The sequence below is a fragment of the Micromonospora eburnea genome (assembly GCF_900090225.1).
GTDB classification, from domain to species: domain Bacteria; phylum Actinomycetota; class Actinomycetes; order Mycobacteriales; family Micromonosporaceae; genus Micromonospora; species Micromonospora eburnea.
In genome coordinates this window covers 2,942,931-2,961,871 of sequence record NZ_FMHY01000002.1, presented here as the reverse complement: position 1 = coordinate 2,961,871, position 18,941 = coordinate 2,942,931, and the positions used below count along the sequence as shown (strand labels likewise).

9 protein-coding genes are annotated in these 18,941 nt (G+C 74.8%); 7 read left to right on the top strand and 2 right to left on the bottom strand.

Annotated features, from left to right (window positions below; translation table 11 throughout):
* Nucleotides 1–47: 47 nt before the first annotated feature.
* From GA0070604_RS13750 to GA0070604_RS13725, 6 genes are all read left to right on the top strand, one after another.
* The gene (locus tag GA0070604_RS13750) at nucleotides 48–3,449 is read left to right on the top strand and encodes a non-ribosomal peptide synthetase (protein WP_091118306.1); all 3,402 of its coding nucleotides are present in this window, start codon (nucleotides 48–50) and stop codon (nucleotides 3,447–3,449) included.
* 55 nt (nucleotides 3,450–3,504) lie between these two features.
* Nucleotides 3,505–5,025 carry a GMC family oxidoreductase gene (locus GA0070604_RS13745; protein WP_091118305.1) on the top strand — a complete coding sequence of 507 codons (1,521 nt, stop codon included), beginning with the start codon at nucleotides 3,505–3,507 and terminating at the stop codon, nucleotides 5,023–5,025.
* Nucleotides 5,026–5,089: 64 nt separating this feature from the next.
* Entirely contained in the window at nucleotides 5,090–6,007 is a 918-nt protein-coding gene (locus tag GA0070604_RS13740) for an ABC transporter ATP-binding protein (protein ID WP_091118304.1), read from the top strand.
* Nucleotides 6,004–7,626, top strand: a complete 1,623-nt coding sequence (locus tag GA0070604_RS13735; RefSeq protein ID WP_091118303.1) for an ABC transporter permease — start codon at nucleotides 6,004–6,006, stop codon at nucleotides 7,624–7,626. The genes GA0070604_RS13740 and GA0070604_RS13735 overlap by 4 nt, the downstream gene beginning before the upstream one ends.
* A 156-nt stretch (nucleotides 7,627–7,782) precedes the next feature.
* Entirely contained in the window at nucleotides 7,783–8,748 is a 966-nt protein-coding gene (locus tag GA0070604_RS13730) for an ATP-binding cassette domain-containing protein (protein ID WP_091118302.1), read from the top strand.
* Nucleotides 8,745–9,566: an ABC transporter permease gene (locus tag GA0070604_RS13725; RefSeq protein WP_244161881.1), complete on the top strand. Its 822-nt coding sequence runs from the start codon at nucleotides 8,745–8,747 to the stop codon at nucleotides 9,564–9,566. Before GA0070604_RS13730 ends, GA0070604_RS13725 begins: the two co-directional genes overlap by 4 nt.
* Here GA0070604_RS13725 and GA0070604_RS13720 read toward each other — a convergent pair.
* The gene (locus GA0070604_RS13720) at nucleotides 9,548–12,817 is read right to left on the bottom strand and encodes an AfsR/SARP family transcriptional regulator (protein WP_091118301.1); all 3,270 of its coding nucleotides are present in this window, start codon (nucleotides 12,815–12,817) and stop codon (nucleotides 9,548–9,550) included. The genes GA0070604_RS13725 and GA0070604_RS13720 overlap by 19 nt on opposite strands.
* Before the next feature lie 176 nt (nucleotides 12,818–12,993).
* Nucleotides 12,994–14,448 (bottom strand): SagB family peptide dehydrogenase, encoded by a 1,455-nt coding sequence (locus GA0070604_RS13715; RefSeq protein WP_091118300.1) that lies wholly within the window; start codon nucleotides 14,446–14,448, stop codon nucleotides 12,994–12,996.
* A 397-nt stretch (nucleotides 14,449–14,845) separates the two neighbouring features.
* On the opposite strand from GA0070604_RS13715, the gene GA0070604_RS13710 reads away from it, so the two are divergent.
* Complete coding sequence (locus GA0070604_RS13710) at nucleotides 14,846–18,883, top strand: non-ribosomal peptide synthetase (RefSeq protein WP_091118299.1); 4,038 nt, start codon at nucleotides 14,846–14,848, stop codon at nucleotides 18,881–18,883.
* Nucleotides 18,884–18,941: the final 58 nt, after the last annotated feature.

The window sequence follows — 18,941 nt, the reverse complement described above, 5'->3', positions numbered from 1 at the left end:
CCCCGCCGGTTGCGCATGCCCGGCCCCGACAACTGGCAGGAGAGACCATGACGGCGCCTGACCTACTGTCCGAACTGCACCGGCGCGGCGTGCGGCTGCGCCTCGTCGACGACCGGCTGGACGTCCGGGCCGCCAGCGGCGCGCTCACCCCGCAGCTGCGCGAGGAGCTGCGGGAACACCGGGACGCGCTGGTCGCGCTGCTGCGCCGGATGGCCGACAGCGGGTCCCCGCCGGAGATCGTGCCCCGGCCGGAGCAGCGGTACGAGCCGTTCCCGCTGACGGACATCCAGCACGCCTACTGGGTGGGGCGCAACCCGGCGCTGCAACTCGGCGGCGTCGCCACGCACTACTACTTCGAGCTGGACGGGCTCGACCTCGACCCGGGCCGGCTGGCGGCGAGCCTGCGCAGGGTGATCGACCGGCACGACATGCTGCGCGCGGTGGTCGACCCGGACGGGCGGCAGCGGATCCTGGCCGACGTGCCGCCGTACGACCTGCCGGTGGCCGACCTGCGCGCGGTCCCCGACGACGAGCGCCGGGCCGTACTGTCCAAGACCCGGGCGGAGATGGGGCACCAGCTGCTGCCGCCGGAGCACTGGCCGCTGTTCGACATCCGCGCCTCGCTCCTCGACAAGCGGCGGGTCCGGCTGCACATCAGCATCAACGTGCTCATCATGGACGCGTTCAGCCTGCAACTGCTGTTCCGGGACTGGCGGCGGTTCTACACCGAGCCGGACGCGACGCCCGAGCCGCTGGCGCTGTCCTACCGGGACTACGTCCTGGCCGAGGAGGCGGCCCGGGAGGGTCGCGAGTACCGCGCCGCCGAGGCGTACTGGCGGGACCGGCTGGACAGCCTGCCGCCCGCGCCGGCCCTGCCGCTGCGCGTCGGGGCGGGGGCCGGCGCCCCCGGGGCGGCCCCGGTCGAGTTCGTCCGGCGCAGCGCCCGGCTGCCCCGCCCGCTTTGGGACGTGCTCAAGCGCACCGCCCAGCGGTACGGGGTCACCCCGTCGGTCGCCGTCATGTCGGCGTACGCGCAGATCCTGCGCTCCTGGTCGCGGCAGGCGAACTTCACCCTCAACCTCAGCCTGTTCAACCGGCGGCCCCTGCACCCGCAGATCGGCGACGTGATCGGCGACTTCACCTCGGTCACCCTGCTCGCCGCCACCGCCGAGCCGGGCGAGTCGTTCGCCGACCGGGCCCGCCGGCTCAACCGCCAGCTCGTCCAGGACCTCGAACACTCCGCCTACAGCGGGGTGCGGGTGCTGCGGGAACGGTCCCGGCGGCTCGGCGGCGGGCCGGGCGCCGCGATGCCGGTGGTCTTCACCAGCGCCCTGGCCCTCGGCGACCGGGAGAACCGGCCGCCGGACTCCCGCTTCTTCGGCGAGTTCGGCTACGGGATCAGCCAGACCCCGCAGGTCTGGCTGGATCACCAGGTGACCGAGGAGAGCGGCGACCTGTGCCTGGACTGGGACGCGGTGGAGACGCTCTTCCCGGCCGGGCTGCTCGACGACATGTTCGACAGCTACCAGACCCTGCTGCGCCGGCTCGCCGAGGACGAGGCGAGCTGGGACGCGGTGGACGCTCCGGTGCCGTTGCCCGCCCACCAGTTGGAGCAGCGGCGGCGGGTCAACGACACGGTTGCGGAGCTTCCCGCGCGTACCCTCTGCGAACTGGTCGAGGAGCGCGCCGCCGCGCAGCCCGGGGCGGTCGCGGTGATCGCGCCGGACGGCGAGCTCAGCCACGGCGAGGTGGTCGACCGGGCCCGCCGGCTGGCGGTCCGGCTGCGTGACCTCGGCGCCGGCGCCGGCACCGGCGAGCTGGTGGCGGTGGTGACGGACCGCTGCGCCGCCCAGGTGCCCGCCGTGCTGGGGGTGACCCGCGCCGGTGCCGCGTACCTGCCGATCGAGCCGGCCTGGCCGGCAGCCCGCCGGGCCGACCTGATCGAGCAGGGTCGGGTGCGGATCGTGGTCACCACGCCGCGGCTGCGCGACGAGCTGGACTGGCCGGCCGGCCTGCACCTGGTCACCCTCGACGATCCCGAGGTGCGGGCCGCCGATCCGGCGGACGTGGGTCCGGGCCCGGCCCCGGACGACCTGGCGTACGTCATCTTCACCTCCGGCTCCACGGGCCGGCCGAAGGGCGTGATGATCGACCACCGGGGCGCGGCGAACACGGTGCAGGATGTGAACGCCCGCTTCGGTGTCACCCCGGACGACCGGGTGCTGGCGTTGTCGGCGTTGAGCTTCGACCTGTCGGTCTACGACGTGTTCGGGGCCCTCGCCGCGGGAGCCGCGATCGTGCTGCCCGCGCCCGGGCGGGCCGCCGACCCCGAGCACTGGAGCGATCTGGTACGCCGGCACCGGGTGTCGGTGTGGAACTCGGTGCCGGCGCTCATGCAGGCCTGGACGGACGCGCCGGCCGCGTTCGCCGACCCGGCGGACTCGCCGCTACGGGTGGTGCTGCTCAGCGGCGACTGGATCCCGGTACGCCTGCCGGACGCGGTGCGGGCCCGCCACGCGCAGGCCGCGGTGCACAGCCTGGGCGGCGCCACGGAGGCGTCGATCTGGTCGGTGCACCACCCGATCGGGGTGGTCGGCACGGACTGGACGAGCATCCCGTACGGCCGCCCGATGGCGAACCAGACCATGCACGTCCTGGACGCCGGGCTGGCCCCCTGCCCGGTGTGGACCTCCGGCGAGCTCTACATCGGCGGGGTGGGCGTGGCGCTGGGCTACTGGGCCGACCCGGTACGCACCGGCGAACGCTTCGTGCGGCACCCGGTGACCGGCGAGCGCCTTTACCGCACCGGTGACCTCGGCCGCTACCTGCCGGACGGCACCATCGAGTTCCTCGGCCGTGACGACGACCAGGTGAAACTGAACGGCTTCCGGATCGAGTTGGGCGAGATCACCGCGACGCTGAGCCGGCAGCCGGGGGTGGCCGAGGCGGTGACCGTGGTGGACACGAACCCGGGCACCGGCCGCCGCCAGCTCGTCGGATACGTGGTGCCGGCCGACCCGGCCACGCCGCCGCCCGCCGAGGCGTTGCGTACCGGGCTGGCCCAGGTGCTGCCCGACTACATGGTTCCGCACCACTACCCGGTGCTGGACCGGATACCGCTGAGCGCGAACGGCAAGGTGGACCGGGCGGCCCTGCCGTCACCGTGGGAGTCGCTGCCCCCGGCCGGGCACCGGCCGCCCGCGGACGAGGTGGAGCGGACCGTCCACGAGATCTGGCGCGAGACGCTGGGCCGCGACGACTTCGGGGTGGACGAGAACTTCTTCGAGCTGGGCGCCGACTCGCTGCACGCGGTGCGCATCCTGGGCCGGCTGCGCGAGGAGTTCGGCATCGAGCCGGACGCCGACGAGGGCCTGCCGATGCTCTTCGACAGCCCGACCGTGGCGGAACTGGCCGAGACGGTGCGGAGCCTGCTGCGGGAGCGGCAGTGAGCGCGAGACCGGAGCCGACCGGGCGCGCCCGGCGGAGGCGAACCAGGGAGGCGGTATGACCGGCGAGGCGCACACCGGCTGGGACGACGTGGTGGTGGGCGCCGGATCGGCCGGCGCCACCCTCGCCAGCCGCCTCTCCGAGCAGTCCGGTCGGCGGGTGCTGCTGATCGAGGCGGGACCCGACCGCACCGGAACGCAGAGCGGCCCGGAACAGCTCGGCCGGCCGACGCTGGCGGGGTTGAACTGGGACTACCAGACGGCGGACGGGGAGCGGCCGGTGCCGTACCGGGTGGGCCGGGTGGTGGGCGGCTCGTCGGCGGTGAACGGCGCGATCGCGCTGCGCGGCGTGCCGGCCGACTTCGACGAGTGGGCGGACGCCGGCAACCCGGAGTGGGCCTGGTGGAAGGTGCTGCCGTACTTCCTCCGGCTGGAGACCGACCACGACGTGACCGGTCCGGAGCACGGCGACCAGGGGCCGGTCCCGATCCGTCGGCTGAGCGCCACCACGCCGATCAGCGACGCCTTCGTCGACGCCTGCCGGGAGCAGGGCCTGCCGCCGGTGGCGGACCTGAACGGCACGCCGACCCCGGGCGTGGGGCCGCTGCCGACGAATTCCTGGCAGGGCCGCCGGATGGGCACCGCCGAGACGTACCTGGCCGCCGCGCGGGACCGGCCGAACCTGACGGTCTGGCCGGACACCACCGCGCTGCGACTGCTCGGCGACGGATCCCGGGTCACCGGCGTCGAGGTACGGCGGGCGGGCCGGCCGGTGCGGGTCCAGGCCGACCGGGTGACGCTGTGCGCGGGCGCGGTGAACAGCCCGCTGCTGCTGCAACGCTCCGGCATCGGGCCGGCCGACCGGTTGACCGCGCTCGGCATCCGGCCCTGGGTCGACCTACCCGGCGTCGGCGCGAACCTCAGCGACCACCCGCTGCTGGGCATCTGGGCGGTGCCGCGGGCCGGGTTGTGCCGGGCCGGCGATCCCTGGCACTCGGTGGTGGCCCGGGCGGCGAGCGACGGCGTCGACCCGGACCTGATGGTCTTCCTCAACTGCAACGTCGCGCCGGAGGACGTACCCACCCTTGGCCCGATGCTGCGCGGGCGGCCGGGGGTGTCGGTGGCGGTGATGTTGATGAGCAGCGACTCGCGGGGCAGCGTCCACCTGCGCGACGCGGCCCCGGACAGCCCGCCGGAGATCCGACTCAACCTGGCCCGGGAGCCCCGTGACGAGCAGCGGCTGATGACCGGCGCCCGGCTGGTCTGGTCGCTCCTGCGGGCCCCGGCGATGCGCGGCCTGCTGGACCGGGTGCTGCTCTGGACCGACCGGATGGTGGCGGAGGAGCCGCTGCTGCGCCGGGCGGTACGCACCTTCACCGCGCCGTCCTGGCACCCGACCGGCACCGCCCGGATGGGGCCGGCCGACGATCCTGGGGCGGTCGTCGACCAGTTTCTGCGCGTGCACGGGGTGGACGGGCTGCGGGTGGTGGACGCCTCGGTGCTGCCGTCCGTTCCCCGGTCCACCCCCAACCTGACCTGCGTGATGCTCGGCGAGCGGGCGGCCGACTGGATGTGCTGAGCCCGGCGACCGGGTGACAGCGATCTGTGCGTCGTCTGCCAGCACCGGTTGCGAACCTCGCCGCATGAGTGACGCCTTCCAGGCCCGGGGCCTGGTCAAACGATTCGGCAAGACGGTGGCGCTGGACGGCATCGACCTGTCCGTGCGCACCGGAGAGGTGCACGGCTTCCTGGGCCCCAACGGTGCGGGCAAGACGACCACGATCCGGGTCCTGCTCGGCCTGCTGCGCGCCGACGCCGGCACGGTCCGGCTGCTCGACGGTGACCCCTGGCGGGACATCACGCAACTGCACCGGCGGTTGGCGTACGTGCCGGGCGACGTCAGCCTCTGGCCGCGGCTCTCCGGTGGGGAGACCATCGACCTGCTCGGGCGGCTGCGCGGCGGGCTGGACCCACAGCGCAAGGCCGAACTGCTCGACCGCTTCCAGCTCGACCCGCGCAAGAAGGGCCGGGCCTACTCGAAGGGCAACCGGCAGAAGGTGGCCCTGGTGGCGGCGTTCGCCTCGGACGTGGAGCTGTTCATCCTGGACGAGCCGACCTCGGGCCTGGACCCGTTGATGTCCGAGGTGTTCAGCCAGTGCGTGACCGAGGTCCGCCAGCAGGGCCGTACCGTGCTGCTGGCCAGCCACATCCTCGGCGAGGTGGAGAAGCTCTGCGACCGGGTCAGCATCATCCGCTCCGGCCGGATCGTGGAGACCGGGACGCTGAGCGACCTGCGCCACCTGACCCGCACCACGATCCACGCCCGGCTGGGCCGCGCGGCCAACGGGCTGGGCGAGCTGCCCGGCACGCACAACGTCACGGTCGACGGCGACCGGATCAGCCTGCAGGTCGACCCGGACTCGCTGCCGGAGGTGCTGCGCCGCCTCGGCGAGCACGAGGCGCGGGAGCTGGTCAGCCAGCCGCCCACGCTGGAGGAGCTGTTCCTGCGCCACTACGATGTCGGCCCGCACCACAGCGGTGAGAAGGTTGGTGCCCGATGAGTGAGCTGGTGGGCACGTGGCGCCTCGCCCGGCTCGCCCTGCGCCGGGACCGGATCGGCCTGCCGGTGTGGACCCTGCTCGCGATCAGCCTCGCCGCCGGCCCGGCCGGGTCGCTGGCCGACGTGTACGCCAGCGCGGAGAAGCAGCGCGAGTACGCCGAGGGCATCGGCAGCAACCCGGCGGCCGCGGTGTTCAGCGGGCCGAGCATCGGCGTCGAGCACCTCGGCGGGATCGTGGTCAAGGAGAGCGCGGTCTGGGTGCTGCTGCTGGTCGCGATCACCAGCCTCATGCTGGTCGTCCGCTACACCCGTACCGAGGAGGAGAGCGGCCGGGCGGAGCTGGTCACCGCCGCCGCCGTCGGCCGGCACGCGAGGCTGGCCGCCGCCCTGCTCGTGGTCGGCGTCGCCGACCTGGTGATCGGGCTGGGCACCGCGGCCGGCCTGATGGGGGCCGGGCTGCCCGGCACGGGCTCGCTGGCGTACGGGCTGGGCGTCACCATGGTCGGCTTGGTCTTCGCCACCGTCGCGGCGGTGACCGCCCAACTGGTGGAGGCCGCCCGCACCGCCAACGGCATCGCGCTGGCCGTCTTCGGCGCCACCTTCCTGCTGCGCGGTATCGCCGACTCGGCGTCGGTGGCGAACGACGGCACCGGCGGCACCCGGCAGCTCGCCTGGGTCTCCCCCACCGGCTGGTTCTACCAGCTCCGGCCGTACGCCGGGGAGCGCTGGTGGGTGCTGGGGCTGGCCGTGGTGACCGGCGCGGTGCTCACCGGCGTCGCGGTCTCCCTGAGCCAGCGGCGGGACATCGGCGCGGGCCTGCTGGCGGCGCGGCTCGGGCCGCCCGACGCCAAGCCCGGGCTGGCCACCCCGCTCGCCCTGGCCTGGCGGCTGCAGCGCAGCGGCCTGATCGCCTGGGCGGCCGGCGTGGCCGTCGGCGCCGCCGTGCTCGGCTCGCTGGCCTACGACATCACCGACATGGTCGGCAGCAACGACACCGCGGCCAAGACGATCCGCCAGCTCGGCGGCGCCGACGTGCTGGTCGACAGCTACCTGGTCTGGGTGCTGCGGATCCTCGGCCTGGCTGCCGCCGCGTACGCGGTCTCGGCGGTGCTGCGGCTGCGTTCCGAGGAATCCGGGCTGCGGGCGGAGCCGGTGCTGGCCGCCGCGGTGACCCGTACCCGGTACGCGCTCAGCCACCTGCTGGTGGCCGTGGTCGGCGTGGTGGTGCTGCTGCTCACCGCCGGCCTGGTGGTCGGGCTGGTGCACGGGGCACGGTCCGGGGACGTGGGTGGCGAGCTGCCCCGGATTCTCGGCGCGTCGCTGGTGCAGCTGCCCGCCGCGCTTCTTCCCGCCGCGCTGGCCGGGGCCCTGTTCGGGCTGCTGCCCGGCGCCACGCTCGTCGCCTGGCTCTTCGTCGGGGCGATCCTGCTGATCGCCCAGCTCGGCCCGGTGCTCGAACTCAACCAGTGGGTCATGGACGTCTCCCCGTTCACCCACCTTCCCCGGCTGCCCGGCGGCGATGTGACCGCGATGCCGCTGATCTGGCTGGGGGCGCTGGTGCTGCTGCTGGGAGTGGCCGGTCTGGCCACCTTCCGGCGGCGGGACCTGGACACCGCCTGAACCCTGCTCACCCCCCGATGCGGGGCCGTGGCCGACTCCCCGATGTCGGCCACGGCCCCGCTCCCTGTGCGGCGGCGTGCGGTGGCCGTACCGCCGTTCGACGAGGTGACAGCGATCTGTGCGGGCTCTGCCAGCGGGCGTTGCCAGCATTGGCTCATGCAGTACGGATTCCAGGCCGAGGCCCTCGTCAAGCGTTTCGGCACGAACACAGCGCTCAACGGCGTCGAATTCGCGGCCCGGGCGGGCACGGTCCTGAGCGTGCTGGGCCCCAACGGCGCGGGCAAGACCACGGCGGTACGCATCCTCGCCACCCTGCTGCGCCCGGACTCGGGCACCGCGACGGTGGGCGGGATTGACGTGGTGCGTCACCCGGCCCGGGTGCGCCGGCTGATCGGCATCGCCGGGCAGGACACCTCGGTCGACGAGGAGCTGACCGGCGCGGAGAACCTGGTGCTCATCGGCCAGCTGCTCGACCTGCGCAAGGCCGAGGCGACCGCCCGGGCCGGCGAGCTGCTGGAGCGGTTCGAGCTGACCGAGGCGGCCGGTCGCCGGGTCAGCACCTACTCCGGTGGTATGCGGCGCCGGCTCGACCTGGCCGCCAGCATGATCGGTCGGCCCCAGGTGATCTTCCTCGACGAGCCGACGACCGGGCTCGACCCGGCCAAGCGGGACGAGGTCTGGCGGATGATCCGGACGATGGCCGGCGACGGCACCACCGTCCTGCTCACCACGCAGTACCTGGAGGAGGCGGACAACCTCTCGGACGACATCGTCGTGCTCGGCCAGGGCAAGGTCATCGCCAACGGCAGCCCGGACGAGCTGAAGCAGATCGTCGGTGGGCAGACCATCCAGCTGCGGGCGGCGGACCCGGCGCAGGTGAGTGAGGCAGCGGCCATCCTGGGCAGCGTCGCCGGGCACGTGCCCGACCAGGTCGGCCCCGGGGTGATCACGGTGCCGGTGGTCGGCGACTCCGCGTTCACCGAGGTGGTCCGCCAGCTCGCCGCGGCGAACATCGCGGTGACCGAGCTGTCCCTGCGGCTGCCCAGCCTGGACGAGGTGTTCTTCACCCTGACCGGCCGGCACACCGCCGAGCCCGAGCGCGAGCAGGAGGTGGCGGCGTGACCGCGACCAGTGTCCCCAACCAGTCCGCCGGCGCGATCACCGAGCCGGTCCGACGCCCGTACGGGCTGCTCCGGCACAGCCTCGCGCTGGCCCGGCGGAGCCTGATCAAGGTGCGCCGCACCCCGGAGGGGCTCGCCCACGCGGTGCTCATCCCGGTGATCTTCCTGGTCATGTTCGTCTACCTGTTCGGCGGTGCGGTCTCCGGCAACACCAAGAACTACCTCCAGTTCATCTTCCCGGCCGCGCTGGTGATGACGGTGATCATCTCCGGCATCATGATCACTGGCGTGAGCCTGAACGCCGACATCCGCACCGGCGTCTTCGAACGGTTCCGCAGCCTGCCCATCGGCCGGTCGGCGCCACTGATCGGCTCGGTCCTCGGTGACCTGATCCGGTACGTGATCTCGCTGGTCACCGTGTTCGCGTTCGGCTACCTGCTCGGCTTCCGGGTGGAGACCGGGTTCCTCCAGGCCCTCGCGGCGGGCGCGCTGACGGTCTTCTTCGGCTTCTGCCTGAGCTGGGGTTACGTGCTGGCCGGCGTGGTGTCCCGGGACGCCGCCGGGGTGCAGGGCATCGTCACCCTCACCATGTTCCCGCTCGCCTTCGGCACCAACATGGTGGCGCCCACCGAGACCCTGCCCGGCTGGCTCCAGGCCTGGGTCAAGATCAACCCGGCCAGCCACGCCATGGAGGCGTGCCGGGGACTGCTGCTCGGCGGGCCGGTGGCCGGCCCGGTGATGCGCACCCTGCTCTGGTCACTCGGGCTGCTGGTGTTCTTCATGCCGCTGGCGGTCCGCGCCTACCGACGGCGTACCTGAGCGCCGATGAGGGCGAGGGCGTCCGCCCGGTCCCGTGAGCGTCCCCGCTCGACGGCGACCGCGTGGGCGTCCCCGCCCAGCGCCTCGGCCAGCCGCCGGCCCAGCTCGGTCGCATCAGGATGGAACGAGTCCGGGCCCCGGTGCAGGGCGCTGGCCGCCCCCAGCAGTTCGGCGGCCAGCTCCGCTTCCCCGCGCGTCAGGCAGGCCGCCGCCGCAGCCACGCCGATCTCCGCCAGCACCGGCGCGTAACCGAGTTCGGTGGCGATGGCGAACGCGGCGGCAAGGTGCTCCCAGGCGGTCTCCTGGGCCTCCCGGGCCACCGCCAGCTGGGCCGAGGCGCACAGGTGCATCGCCCGGTACACCGCGGCGTCGAAGGTGAGCCGGTCCAGGTCCACCCGGGCCCGGTCGTACTCGCGGGCCGCCTCGTCCAAGGCGCCGTCGTAGCGGGCGAGGTGACCCAGCCAGATGTGGGCCAGCACCAGGTAACGGGCCGCGACGGGTCGGGCGGCGGGCGCGACGAGCGCCCGGAGCTCGTCCCGGGCGCGGGCCAGGTCGCCGTGCCAGATCAACGCGACCGCGAGCATGACCCGCTGCAACGCGGCGTCGTCCGCGGGATCCAGGGTGTGCAGCAGGGTGCGGGCCTCCTCGGCGGCCGTCATCGCCGCCGAGAAGTCGCCGAGCACGAGTTGGACATGCGTCTCGAAGGTGAGGGCCATCGAAAGCCCCCACCGGTCACCCGTCTCACGGAACGCCGCCGCCGCCCGCGTCAGGTCGGCGTGCATCGCGTCGGTGTCGCCGTCCTGGCCGTGCAACAGGGCGGAGAGCAACATGAGGGCACCGCGTGCCCACTGGTCGGGGTGGTCGCGCAGCCGGTCGATGGCCGCCCGGCCGGCGGCGGTGTCCTCCCGCAGGAACGCCAGCGCCGGGTCGAGCAGGGCGGCGACCGGGTGATCGTCCGAGCCACCGGGCCCCGGCAGCCGGGCCAGCAGCGTGTCGATCGGGACCTCATTTCCGACCCGGCCGCCGGAGAGGACGGTGTTGAACAGGTAGGCCGCGGTGGCCACCCGGCGCGCCGGTGGCGGCGCCTCGCCGGGCAGCTCGAGCACCGCCCGCAGCCAGGCGGCCGCCTCGGCGTGATTGCTCTGCACCGTCCAGAGCGGGCTGAGCGCGGCGGCCAGCCGGACCGCCACCGCCGCGTCGCCGGTGTCGCAGGCGAAGTGGAACGCGGCGAGCAGGTTCTCCCGCTCGGCGGTCAGCAGGGGCAGCCAGGTCACCTGCTCCGGCCCGCGCAACCGGGGCTCCGCCTCCTCGGAGAGTTGCAGGAAGTATTCGGCGTGCGCCTGCCGCGCGGCGGCCACCTCACCCTCCTCGGCCAGCCACTCCAGGCCGTACTCCCGGATCGTCTCCAGCATCCGGTAGCGCGGCCGGGGCCCGTCCAGCCGTTGCAGGAGCGACTTGTCCACCAGCGCGGCGAGCAGGTCCAGCGCGGCCGGTTTGACCGCGGGTGGCAGCGCGCAGAGGCGGGCCGCGCTCTGCGGGGTGATGGCACCGGGAAAGACCGCCAGCCGCTGCGCCAGCCGTCGCTCGTCCTCCTCCAGCAGGTCCCAGCTCCAGGCCACCACCGCGCGCAGCGTCCGGTGCCGGGGCGTGGCCGTCCGGCTGCCGCCGGTGAGCAGCCGGAACCGGTCGGAGAGGCGGACCGCCAACTCCTCCACAGGCAGCGTACGGGTCCGGGCCGCGGCCAGCTCGATGGCCAGCGGGAGCCCGTCCAGCCGACGACAGATCTCGACCACCGCGCCCACGTTGGCGTCGGTGACCACGAAGCCGGGCCGGACCGCCGACGCCCGGTTGACGAAGAGCTGCACCGCCGGCGACTCGACGGCCTCGGCGCGGGCCGCCTCCGGAAGGGGCAGTGCGAGCGGAGGCACCGGACACAGCGTCTCTCCGACGATGCCCAGCGGCTCCCGGCTGGTCGCCACGATCCGCAGCTCGGGGCAACGGCCGAGCAGTTCGTCGACCAACTGGGCGGCGGCGTCCACCAGGTGCTCGCAGTTGTCCAGCACCAGCAGCGTCGGCGCGACCGAGAACGCCTCGACCAGCTGCTCGAGCACGCCCCGGGGCGCGGGGCCGTCCAGCAGACCCGCCTCGCGCAGGCCGAGCGCCCGTACGATCACCTGCGGCACGTCGTCCGGATCGGTGACGGCCGCCAGTTCCACCAGCCACGCGCCGCCCGGGTGGGTGGCGGCCAGCGAACCGGCCAGCGTGCTGGCCAACCGGGTCTTGCCGGCACCGCCCGGGCCCACCAGGGTCACCAGCCGCCCGTCCCGAAGCTGGTCGCTGAGCCGCCGCAGCTCGCCGTCGCGGCCCACGAAGGTCGTCAGTGGGGCGCGCAGGTTGCCGGGCGGGACGACCGGCCGGGCGGCCACGGGTGCGGGCGGCGGCCCGGCCGGCGCCGCCCCGGGCACGGTCGCCGACCCGGGCCCGGCAGCCGACGACGGGGCGGCGGCGGTCGGCAGCGCGAAATCGCCGCGGAGCATCGCCACGTGCAGGTCGCGTACCCGGGGGGACGGGTCGACGCCCAGTTCCTCGGCGAGCCGGGCCCGGAACTCCTCGTAGGAGCGCAGCGCCTCGGCCTGCCGGCCGGTGCCGTAGAGCGCGCTCATCAGCAGCGCCCGGATGCGCTCCCGCAGCGGGTGCCGGGCGGCCAGCTCCTCCAGCTCGGCGACGAGCTGGTCGCCCCGGCCGGCGACCAGGTCGGCCTCGGCCCGGTCCTCCAGGGCGGAGAGTCGCAGCTCCTCCAGGCGGGCCGCGGCCGCCGCCGCGTACCGCGCGTCGGTGGCATCGGCGAGGGCCGGCCCGCGCCACAGGGACAGCGCCTCGTCCAGGCGGGTGGTCGCGGTGGCCGGATCCCCGGCCCGCAGCGCCCGCTGGCCCTCGCGGGCCAACCGCTCGAACCGGTACGCGTCCACCGCCTCCCGGGGCAGCGCCAGCCGGTATCCGCCGTGCGCGGAGTGCAGGGCCGAGGTGACCGGCAGCGCCCGACGCAGCCGGGACACCAGGGACTGCACGGCGTTGGTCGGGTCGCTGGGGGCGGTCTCCGCCCACAGTGCCTCGGTCAACGCCTCCACGGTCACGGTGCGGCCGACCTCGAGGGCGAGCAGGATCAGCAGCCGACGCAGCCGGGCGCCACCGATCTCCACCTGCCGCCCGTCGGCGGCCACCACCAGCGGCCCGAGGATGCCAACCTGCATACGTTCATCATCTCACCGGGTACCCGGCCGTTGACGAACCGTCGAAGCCGTGGCGGCCCGCCCGGCGTGTCCGGCGGGCTGTCGGGCCCGCCGGCCGGGCGGCCCGCGCGCCGGCCAGCGGCGGGCGCGGGGCAGCGGCGGGCGCGGGGCAGCGCGGCGCGGTGCGGCCGGTCCGGTCAGGCCGGCGGGGCCGGGGCGGTCACCCGGCCGACCAGGTAGGTGTAGAGCACGGCGGAGTTCACCCCGTCCAGGCCGAGCGCGCCGTGCAGCGCGTCGTCGTAGAAGCCGCACAGGCCGACGCTGGACAGACCCAGCCCGGCCGAGACCAGGGACAGATTCTGTGCCACATGTCCGCCCTCCAGCAGCACCAGCCGGTAGGAGCGCAGCCCGTAGTGCAGCCGCTGGTAGGTCAGGTCGGCGACCAGGAAGACCCAGAGTGGACACCCGGCAGCGTCGATCTTGCCGCCCGCCTTGGTGGCGGGCAGCCGCGGGTCGGTCGCCGGCACGGCCGGGATCAGCTCGCCGGTCAGGTCCCGGTCGTCGAGCGGGAGCAGCGCGTGCGCCTCGGCGTCGTGCAGGTACAGCCCGCGCGGCACGCCCTGCACGTCGTGGCAGTAGAGCAGCAGCCGGATCGGGTAGCGGCTGCCGCCGCTCGGGTGCGGCCGGACCGACAACGGCGCCTCCGCGCCCGGCATGGTCTTCTCACCGGTGACCGCGGCGGAGTAGAAGAGCAGCCGGCCCAGCTCGTCGGCGCTGAGTGGGCCCTCGTACGTGCCGTAGGCGCTGCGCCGGGCGAGCAGCGCCTCGGCCAGCCCGGGCAGGTCCGACGGTGGCGCGTCCGGCCGGGCCAGCGGCAGCGGGGTGCCGCGCGTGGGCAGCGGCTGTCGGCCCTCGGTGCCGGCGCCGACCAGATCCGGCATCTGGTCGATGATCGTCGCGAGCGCGTACTTCGTCTCCTCGTGCAGGCGACGGTCCAGAGCCTGTGGGCCGTCGGCGAAGAACGGGCCCCGGGGTGCGCTGCGGAGCAGGACCAGGGAGACCAGCCAGCCGGCCTGGGCCCGTTCGGCGGCGGTGAGGCCGAGCCGTTCCTGGTGCAGCCCGACCAGCCGTCGGAAGATCGACCCGGACGGCGCGTCGAGTCGGTTGGCGCGCTCCAGCCGGCGCAGGTCCGCCAGCGTGTCGCAGAGGTGCCGACGCCACTGCCCCAGTTCGGTGCCCGACGACCCGATCTCCTCCCGGGTCCGGCGGTACCAGGCCGTCCACTCCGCCTCGTTGCGCAGGAACGCCGCCTCGGCCGCGGCGCGCCCCTCAGGGCCCGAGATCCGAGGCGTCCTCCCCTCGTCCGGGGTGTCCGTGGCCGGGTCGGCGTCGCCCCGCAGCCAGGCCAGCGACTGCGCCCAGTTCAGGCCGGTGGCGACCACTGCGGCCAGCAGCAGGCCGGCGGCCGCCCGCAGCCGGGTCGGGGCGGACCGGGCGCTCGCCCAGACCGCCTGCTCCAGCTCGGCCGCGCCGGCCAGGTGCCGGTCAACGGCCTCCGCCGCGGTAGTTGGCAGGCCGTTGGTGGCGACGGATTCTCCGACGGCGAGCAGCCCCTCCGGCGGGGCGGCGACAGCGGGAACGGTGATACTCATCGATGTACGCTCCCTCGACGAGCGGGCAGGGTGAGCGAACGATAGGCGGCCGGAACGGCCGGTCACAAGCGGCTCTGATCTGCCGATCAGAGCAATCTGGGAGATGTCCCGGCGCCGTCCTTTCGGGAACAATCCGCCGCTCCGGCAGCGGCTCACCCCGGCGGGCGTACGGGGACGGCACCGGCCGACGGGCGATCGCGCGCGGCGATGTCGAGGGCTGTAGGAAGAGCAATCTGCGCGAAGACAGCAGGGGCGGGGAGGTCCACCCTCTAGGCGCACCGGGCCCGGGCCCAGCGCCCGCCGCCCCGCGTTGACCAGGCCAGACACGCCGGCCACCCCGGCCACGAGGCACCCGGAGAACCCCTACCGACACCCGTACCCGCCGGAGAATCCTGTGATGACGGACCCCCAGTCGCGGCTCCCCTTCCCGCTGACCGACCTCCAGGCCGGCTACCTCGTCGGCAGCAGCCCGTTGATCGAACTCGGCGGCTTCCGGCCGACGATGTACGTGGAGCTGGACGTCGTCGACTTCGACCCGGACCGGGCCCGGGCGGCGGTCGACCGCCTGATCGACCGGCACGAGCACCTCCGGACGGTGATCCTGCCGGAGTGCGCGCAGCGGGTCCTGCCGGACGAGCGCATCACCCCCTTCCCGCTGACGGTGACCGACCTGACCGGGCTGCCGGCGGCCGGCCGGGAGGCGGCGCTGTGCGAGGTCCGGGACCGGATGGCCGAGCAGGGCGTGGACCCGACCGGGTGGCCGCTGTTCGAGGTGGTCGCCCAGCGGCTGCGCCGGCACCGGTGGCGGCTGCACCTGGCGATGAGCCTGCTGCTGCTCGACTCCACCGCCACCCGGCATCTGCTCGGTGAGTGGTGGCAGCTCTACCAGGACCCGAGCACGGCGCTGCCACCGGTGGCCCGAACGTTCCGGGAGTGCGTACGAGACCTGGCGGCCTGGCAGGAGAGCGAGCCGTACCAGGAGCACTGGCGGTACTGGGAACAGCGGCTGGACAGCCTGCCGGACGCCCCGCAACTGCCGCTGGCCCGCCCGCTCGCCGGCATCGACCCGGTACGGATGGTCCGCCGGGTCTGCCACCTGCGCCCCGATGAGTGGGACCGGCTGTGCGCCACCGCACGACGTCAACGGGTGCTGCCGCCGACCGCGCTGCTGCAGGTCTTCGCCGAGGTCCTCGGCGGCTGGGCCGGGCAGCCCCGGTTCTGCCTGAACGTGCTGCATCAGAACCTGCCCACCCTGCACCCCGAACTGTCCGGCGTGGTGGGCCAGCTCAGCGCCACCCTGCCACTGGAGGTGGACCTGCGGGTGGCCGACGACTTCTGGGAGCGGGCCCGCCAGTTGCAGCGGCAGCTCTGGCGGGACATGGCGCACAGCGACGTCACCGCCGTGCGGATCACCCGGGAACTGGCCGCCCGCCGCGGCTGGACCAGTCGCGCGGCGCTGCCGTACGTCTTCAACAGCATGCTCGCGCCACGGCGGCCCGGCGGCGACGCGGTGGGCCGCCCGGTCTGCCGGCAGGTCGACAGCCACCTGCGTACCCCACAGGTGCTGGTCGACAACCAGCTCCAGGACGCCGCGGACGGGGGTGTGGACTGCATCTGGGACGTGGTGGACGACGCCTTCCCGGCCGGGCTGGCCGACCTGGCGTTCGAGGCGTACGAGCGGATGCTGTGGTCGCTCGGCCAGGAGGCCGCGACGCCGGTCGAGCCCGTCCCGCCCGCCCACCTCGCGGTGGTGCTCCGGGACAACGCGCCGGCCGGACCGCCACCGGCCGGACGCCTGGAGGACGGCTTCCTGCGCCAGGCCGCCGAACGGCCCGACCACCCGGCTGTGGTCACCGACGCCCGCACGCTGAGCTACCGGGAGTTGGCGGCGGCCTCGGCCGGCGTGGCCGGGCTGCTGCGGCGGCACGGAGTGGGCCCGGGTGACCTGGTGCCGGTGGTGATGGCCAAGGGCTGGGAGCAGGTGGTCGCCGTCCTCGGCGTGCTGCGCGCCGGCGCCGCGTACTGCCCGGTCGACGTCGCCCTGCCGGCCGAGCGGATCGGTCACCTGATCGACGAATGCGCGGCCCGGGTGGTGCTGGTCCAGTCGCACCACCCCGCCGACCTGGCCGGCCGGGACGTCACGGCGGTCCAGGTGGACCGGCTTTCGTCCGCCTCGGACGCCGCGTCGACCGCCGGGGAGCCGGCCGGGCCCGCAGGGGCCGCGACCGACCTGGCGTACGTCATCTACACCTCCGGCTCCACCGGCCGCCCGAAGGGGGTGGCGGTGGAACACCGGGCCGCCCTCAACACCGTGCTCGACATCAACCAGCGGTTCGGGCTGGGCCCCGACGACCGGGTGTTCGGCATCTCGTCGCTCAGCTTCGACCTCTCGGTCTGGGACATGTTCGGTGCCCTGGCGGCCGGGGCGACGCTGGTGCTGCCCGCCGGGGGCAGCCGCCCGGACCCGCTCGGCTGGGCGGACGCCGCGACCCGGCACGGGGCGACCGTGTGGAACTCGGTGCCGGCGCTGGCGCAGATGCTGGTCGAGGTGGTGGCGACCCGGCCGGCCGGGTCACGACCGCCGATCCGGGCGTTCCTGCTCAGCGGGGACTGGGTGCCCACCGGCCTGCCCGACCGGCTGCGCGAGACCTGGCCGGGCGGCAGGGTCACGGCGCTGGGCGGCGCCACCGAGGCGGCGATCTGGTCCAACAGCTACGAGATCGACGCCGTCGACCCGGCGTGGCGGAGCATCCCGTACGGCCGGCCCCTACCGAACCAGACCATGCGGGTGCTCGACGACGGGTTCCGGTTGCGTCCACCCTGGGCGGTCGGCGGCATCTACATCGGCGGGGCGGGGTTGGCCCGGGGCTACTGGCGGGACCCGGACCGCACCGCCGAGCGGTTCGTCACCGACCCGGCCACCGGGGAACGGCTGTACCGAACCGGCGACCTGGGCCGCTACTGGCCCGACGGCACCATCGAGTTCCTCGGCCGGGAGGACCGGCAGGTCAAGGTGCAGGGGTTCCGGGTCGAGCCGGGCGAGATCGAGGCGACCGCGCGTACCCATCCGGGGGTGCGGGACTGCGCCGTCACCACTCAACAGGTCCCGGGCGGGCAGCGCCGGCTGGTCGCGATCGTGGTACCCGAGGCCGACGCCGCGCCGGAGCCGGCGGAACTGCGGGAGTACCTGCGCGAGCGGCTGCCGGCGTACCTGGTGCCGGCGCGGATCCACCTGCTGGACCGGCTGCCGCTCAGCGGTAACGGCAAGGTGGACCTGGACCGGGCGCTGGCGGCGGCCGAGGCCGCGGCGCGGGCCGACGTACCCGACGAGGCCACGACGGCTCCCGCCCCGGCCGGCGGGGACCGCGCGAGCGCCCTGACCGAGCGGCTCTGCCGGATCTGGGCCGATCTGCTGGAGGTGCCGACGATCCGGCCGGACGACGACTTCTTCGCCCTGGGCGGGAACTCGCTGCTCGCCCTGCGCCTGGTGCAGCGACTGCGCGGCGAACTCGGCACGGAGGTGCCGTTCGGGCAGATCTTCGACGCGCCCACGGTACGCGGCCTGGCCGCCCGGCTCGCCGCCGGCGACGGCACCGTACGCTGCGCCGTGCCGCTGGCCGACGGCGCCGGCCGGCCGCTGTTCCTGTGCCATCCCGTCGGCGGATCGGTCGCCCGGTACGCCGACCTGGCCCGCGCCTGGACGGGCCCGGTGTACGGCTTCCAGAGCCGGGCGCTGGCCGGCGACGACGCCCTGGCCGCGCCGAGCCTGGCCGCCATGGCCGCCGGATACCGGGCCGAGCTGCGCCGGCTGGCGCCACACGGGCCGTACCTGCTCGCCGGCTGGTCGATGGGGGGCGTGCTCGCCCACGAAGTGGCCGCCCAGCTGCGCGACGAGGGCGAGGCCGCCCAGGTGGTCCTGGTCGACAGCGACATCCGGACCCTGCGCGTACCGGCCGACGACCGGGAGCGGCACCGGGAGTTCCTCACCGACCTGGCCGGCGGCCGGCTGCCGGAGCCGGTGGCCGCCGCCCTCGCCACCGCCGGAGAAGCCGGGCTGGCCGAGGCGGCGCACACCGCGGCGCGGGCGGCCGGGCTGCTGCCCGCCGAGGTTGACGATGCCGGATACCGGCGGCTGGTCCGGGTGCACGGCGACAACCTGGCCGCGCTGGCCGCCCACCGGCCCACCCCGGGCGTGGCGCCGGTGCTGCTCGTCGTGGCCGACCGGGTGGAGCGGCCCGACCCGGTGCCCGCCTGGCGGGCGATCTGCCCGGACCTGACGGTCGAGCGCTGGCCGGAGGACCACCACTCGATCGTCTCGGCCGCCTCCTCGGCCCGGCTGGCCGAGCGCATCGCCGCGTTCGCCGCCGACAGCGGACCAACCGGTGCGCGGGCGACGACCGAGGCCGCTCCGGAGGCGCTCGGCGTACCGTCCTGAACGGAGGTGCCGCCTCTGCGGCGGCACACCGCGCGGTGGCCAGACCGCCTACAGTCGC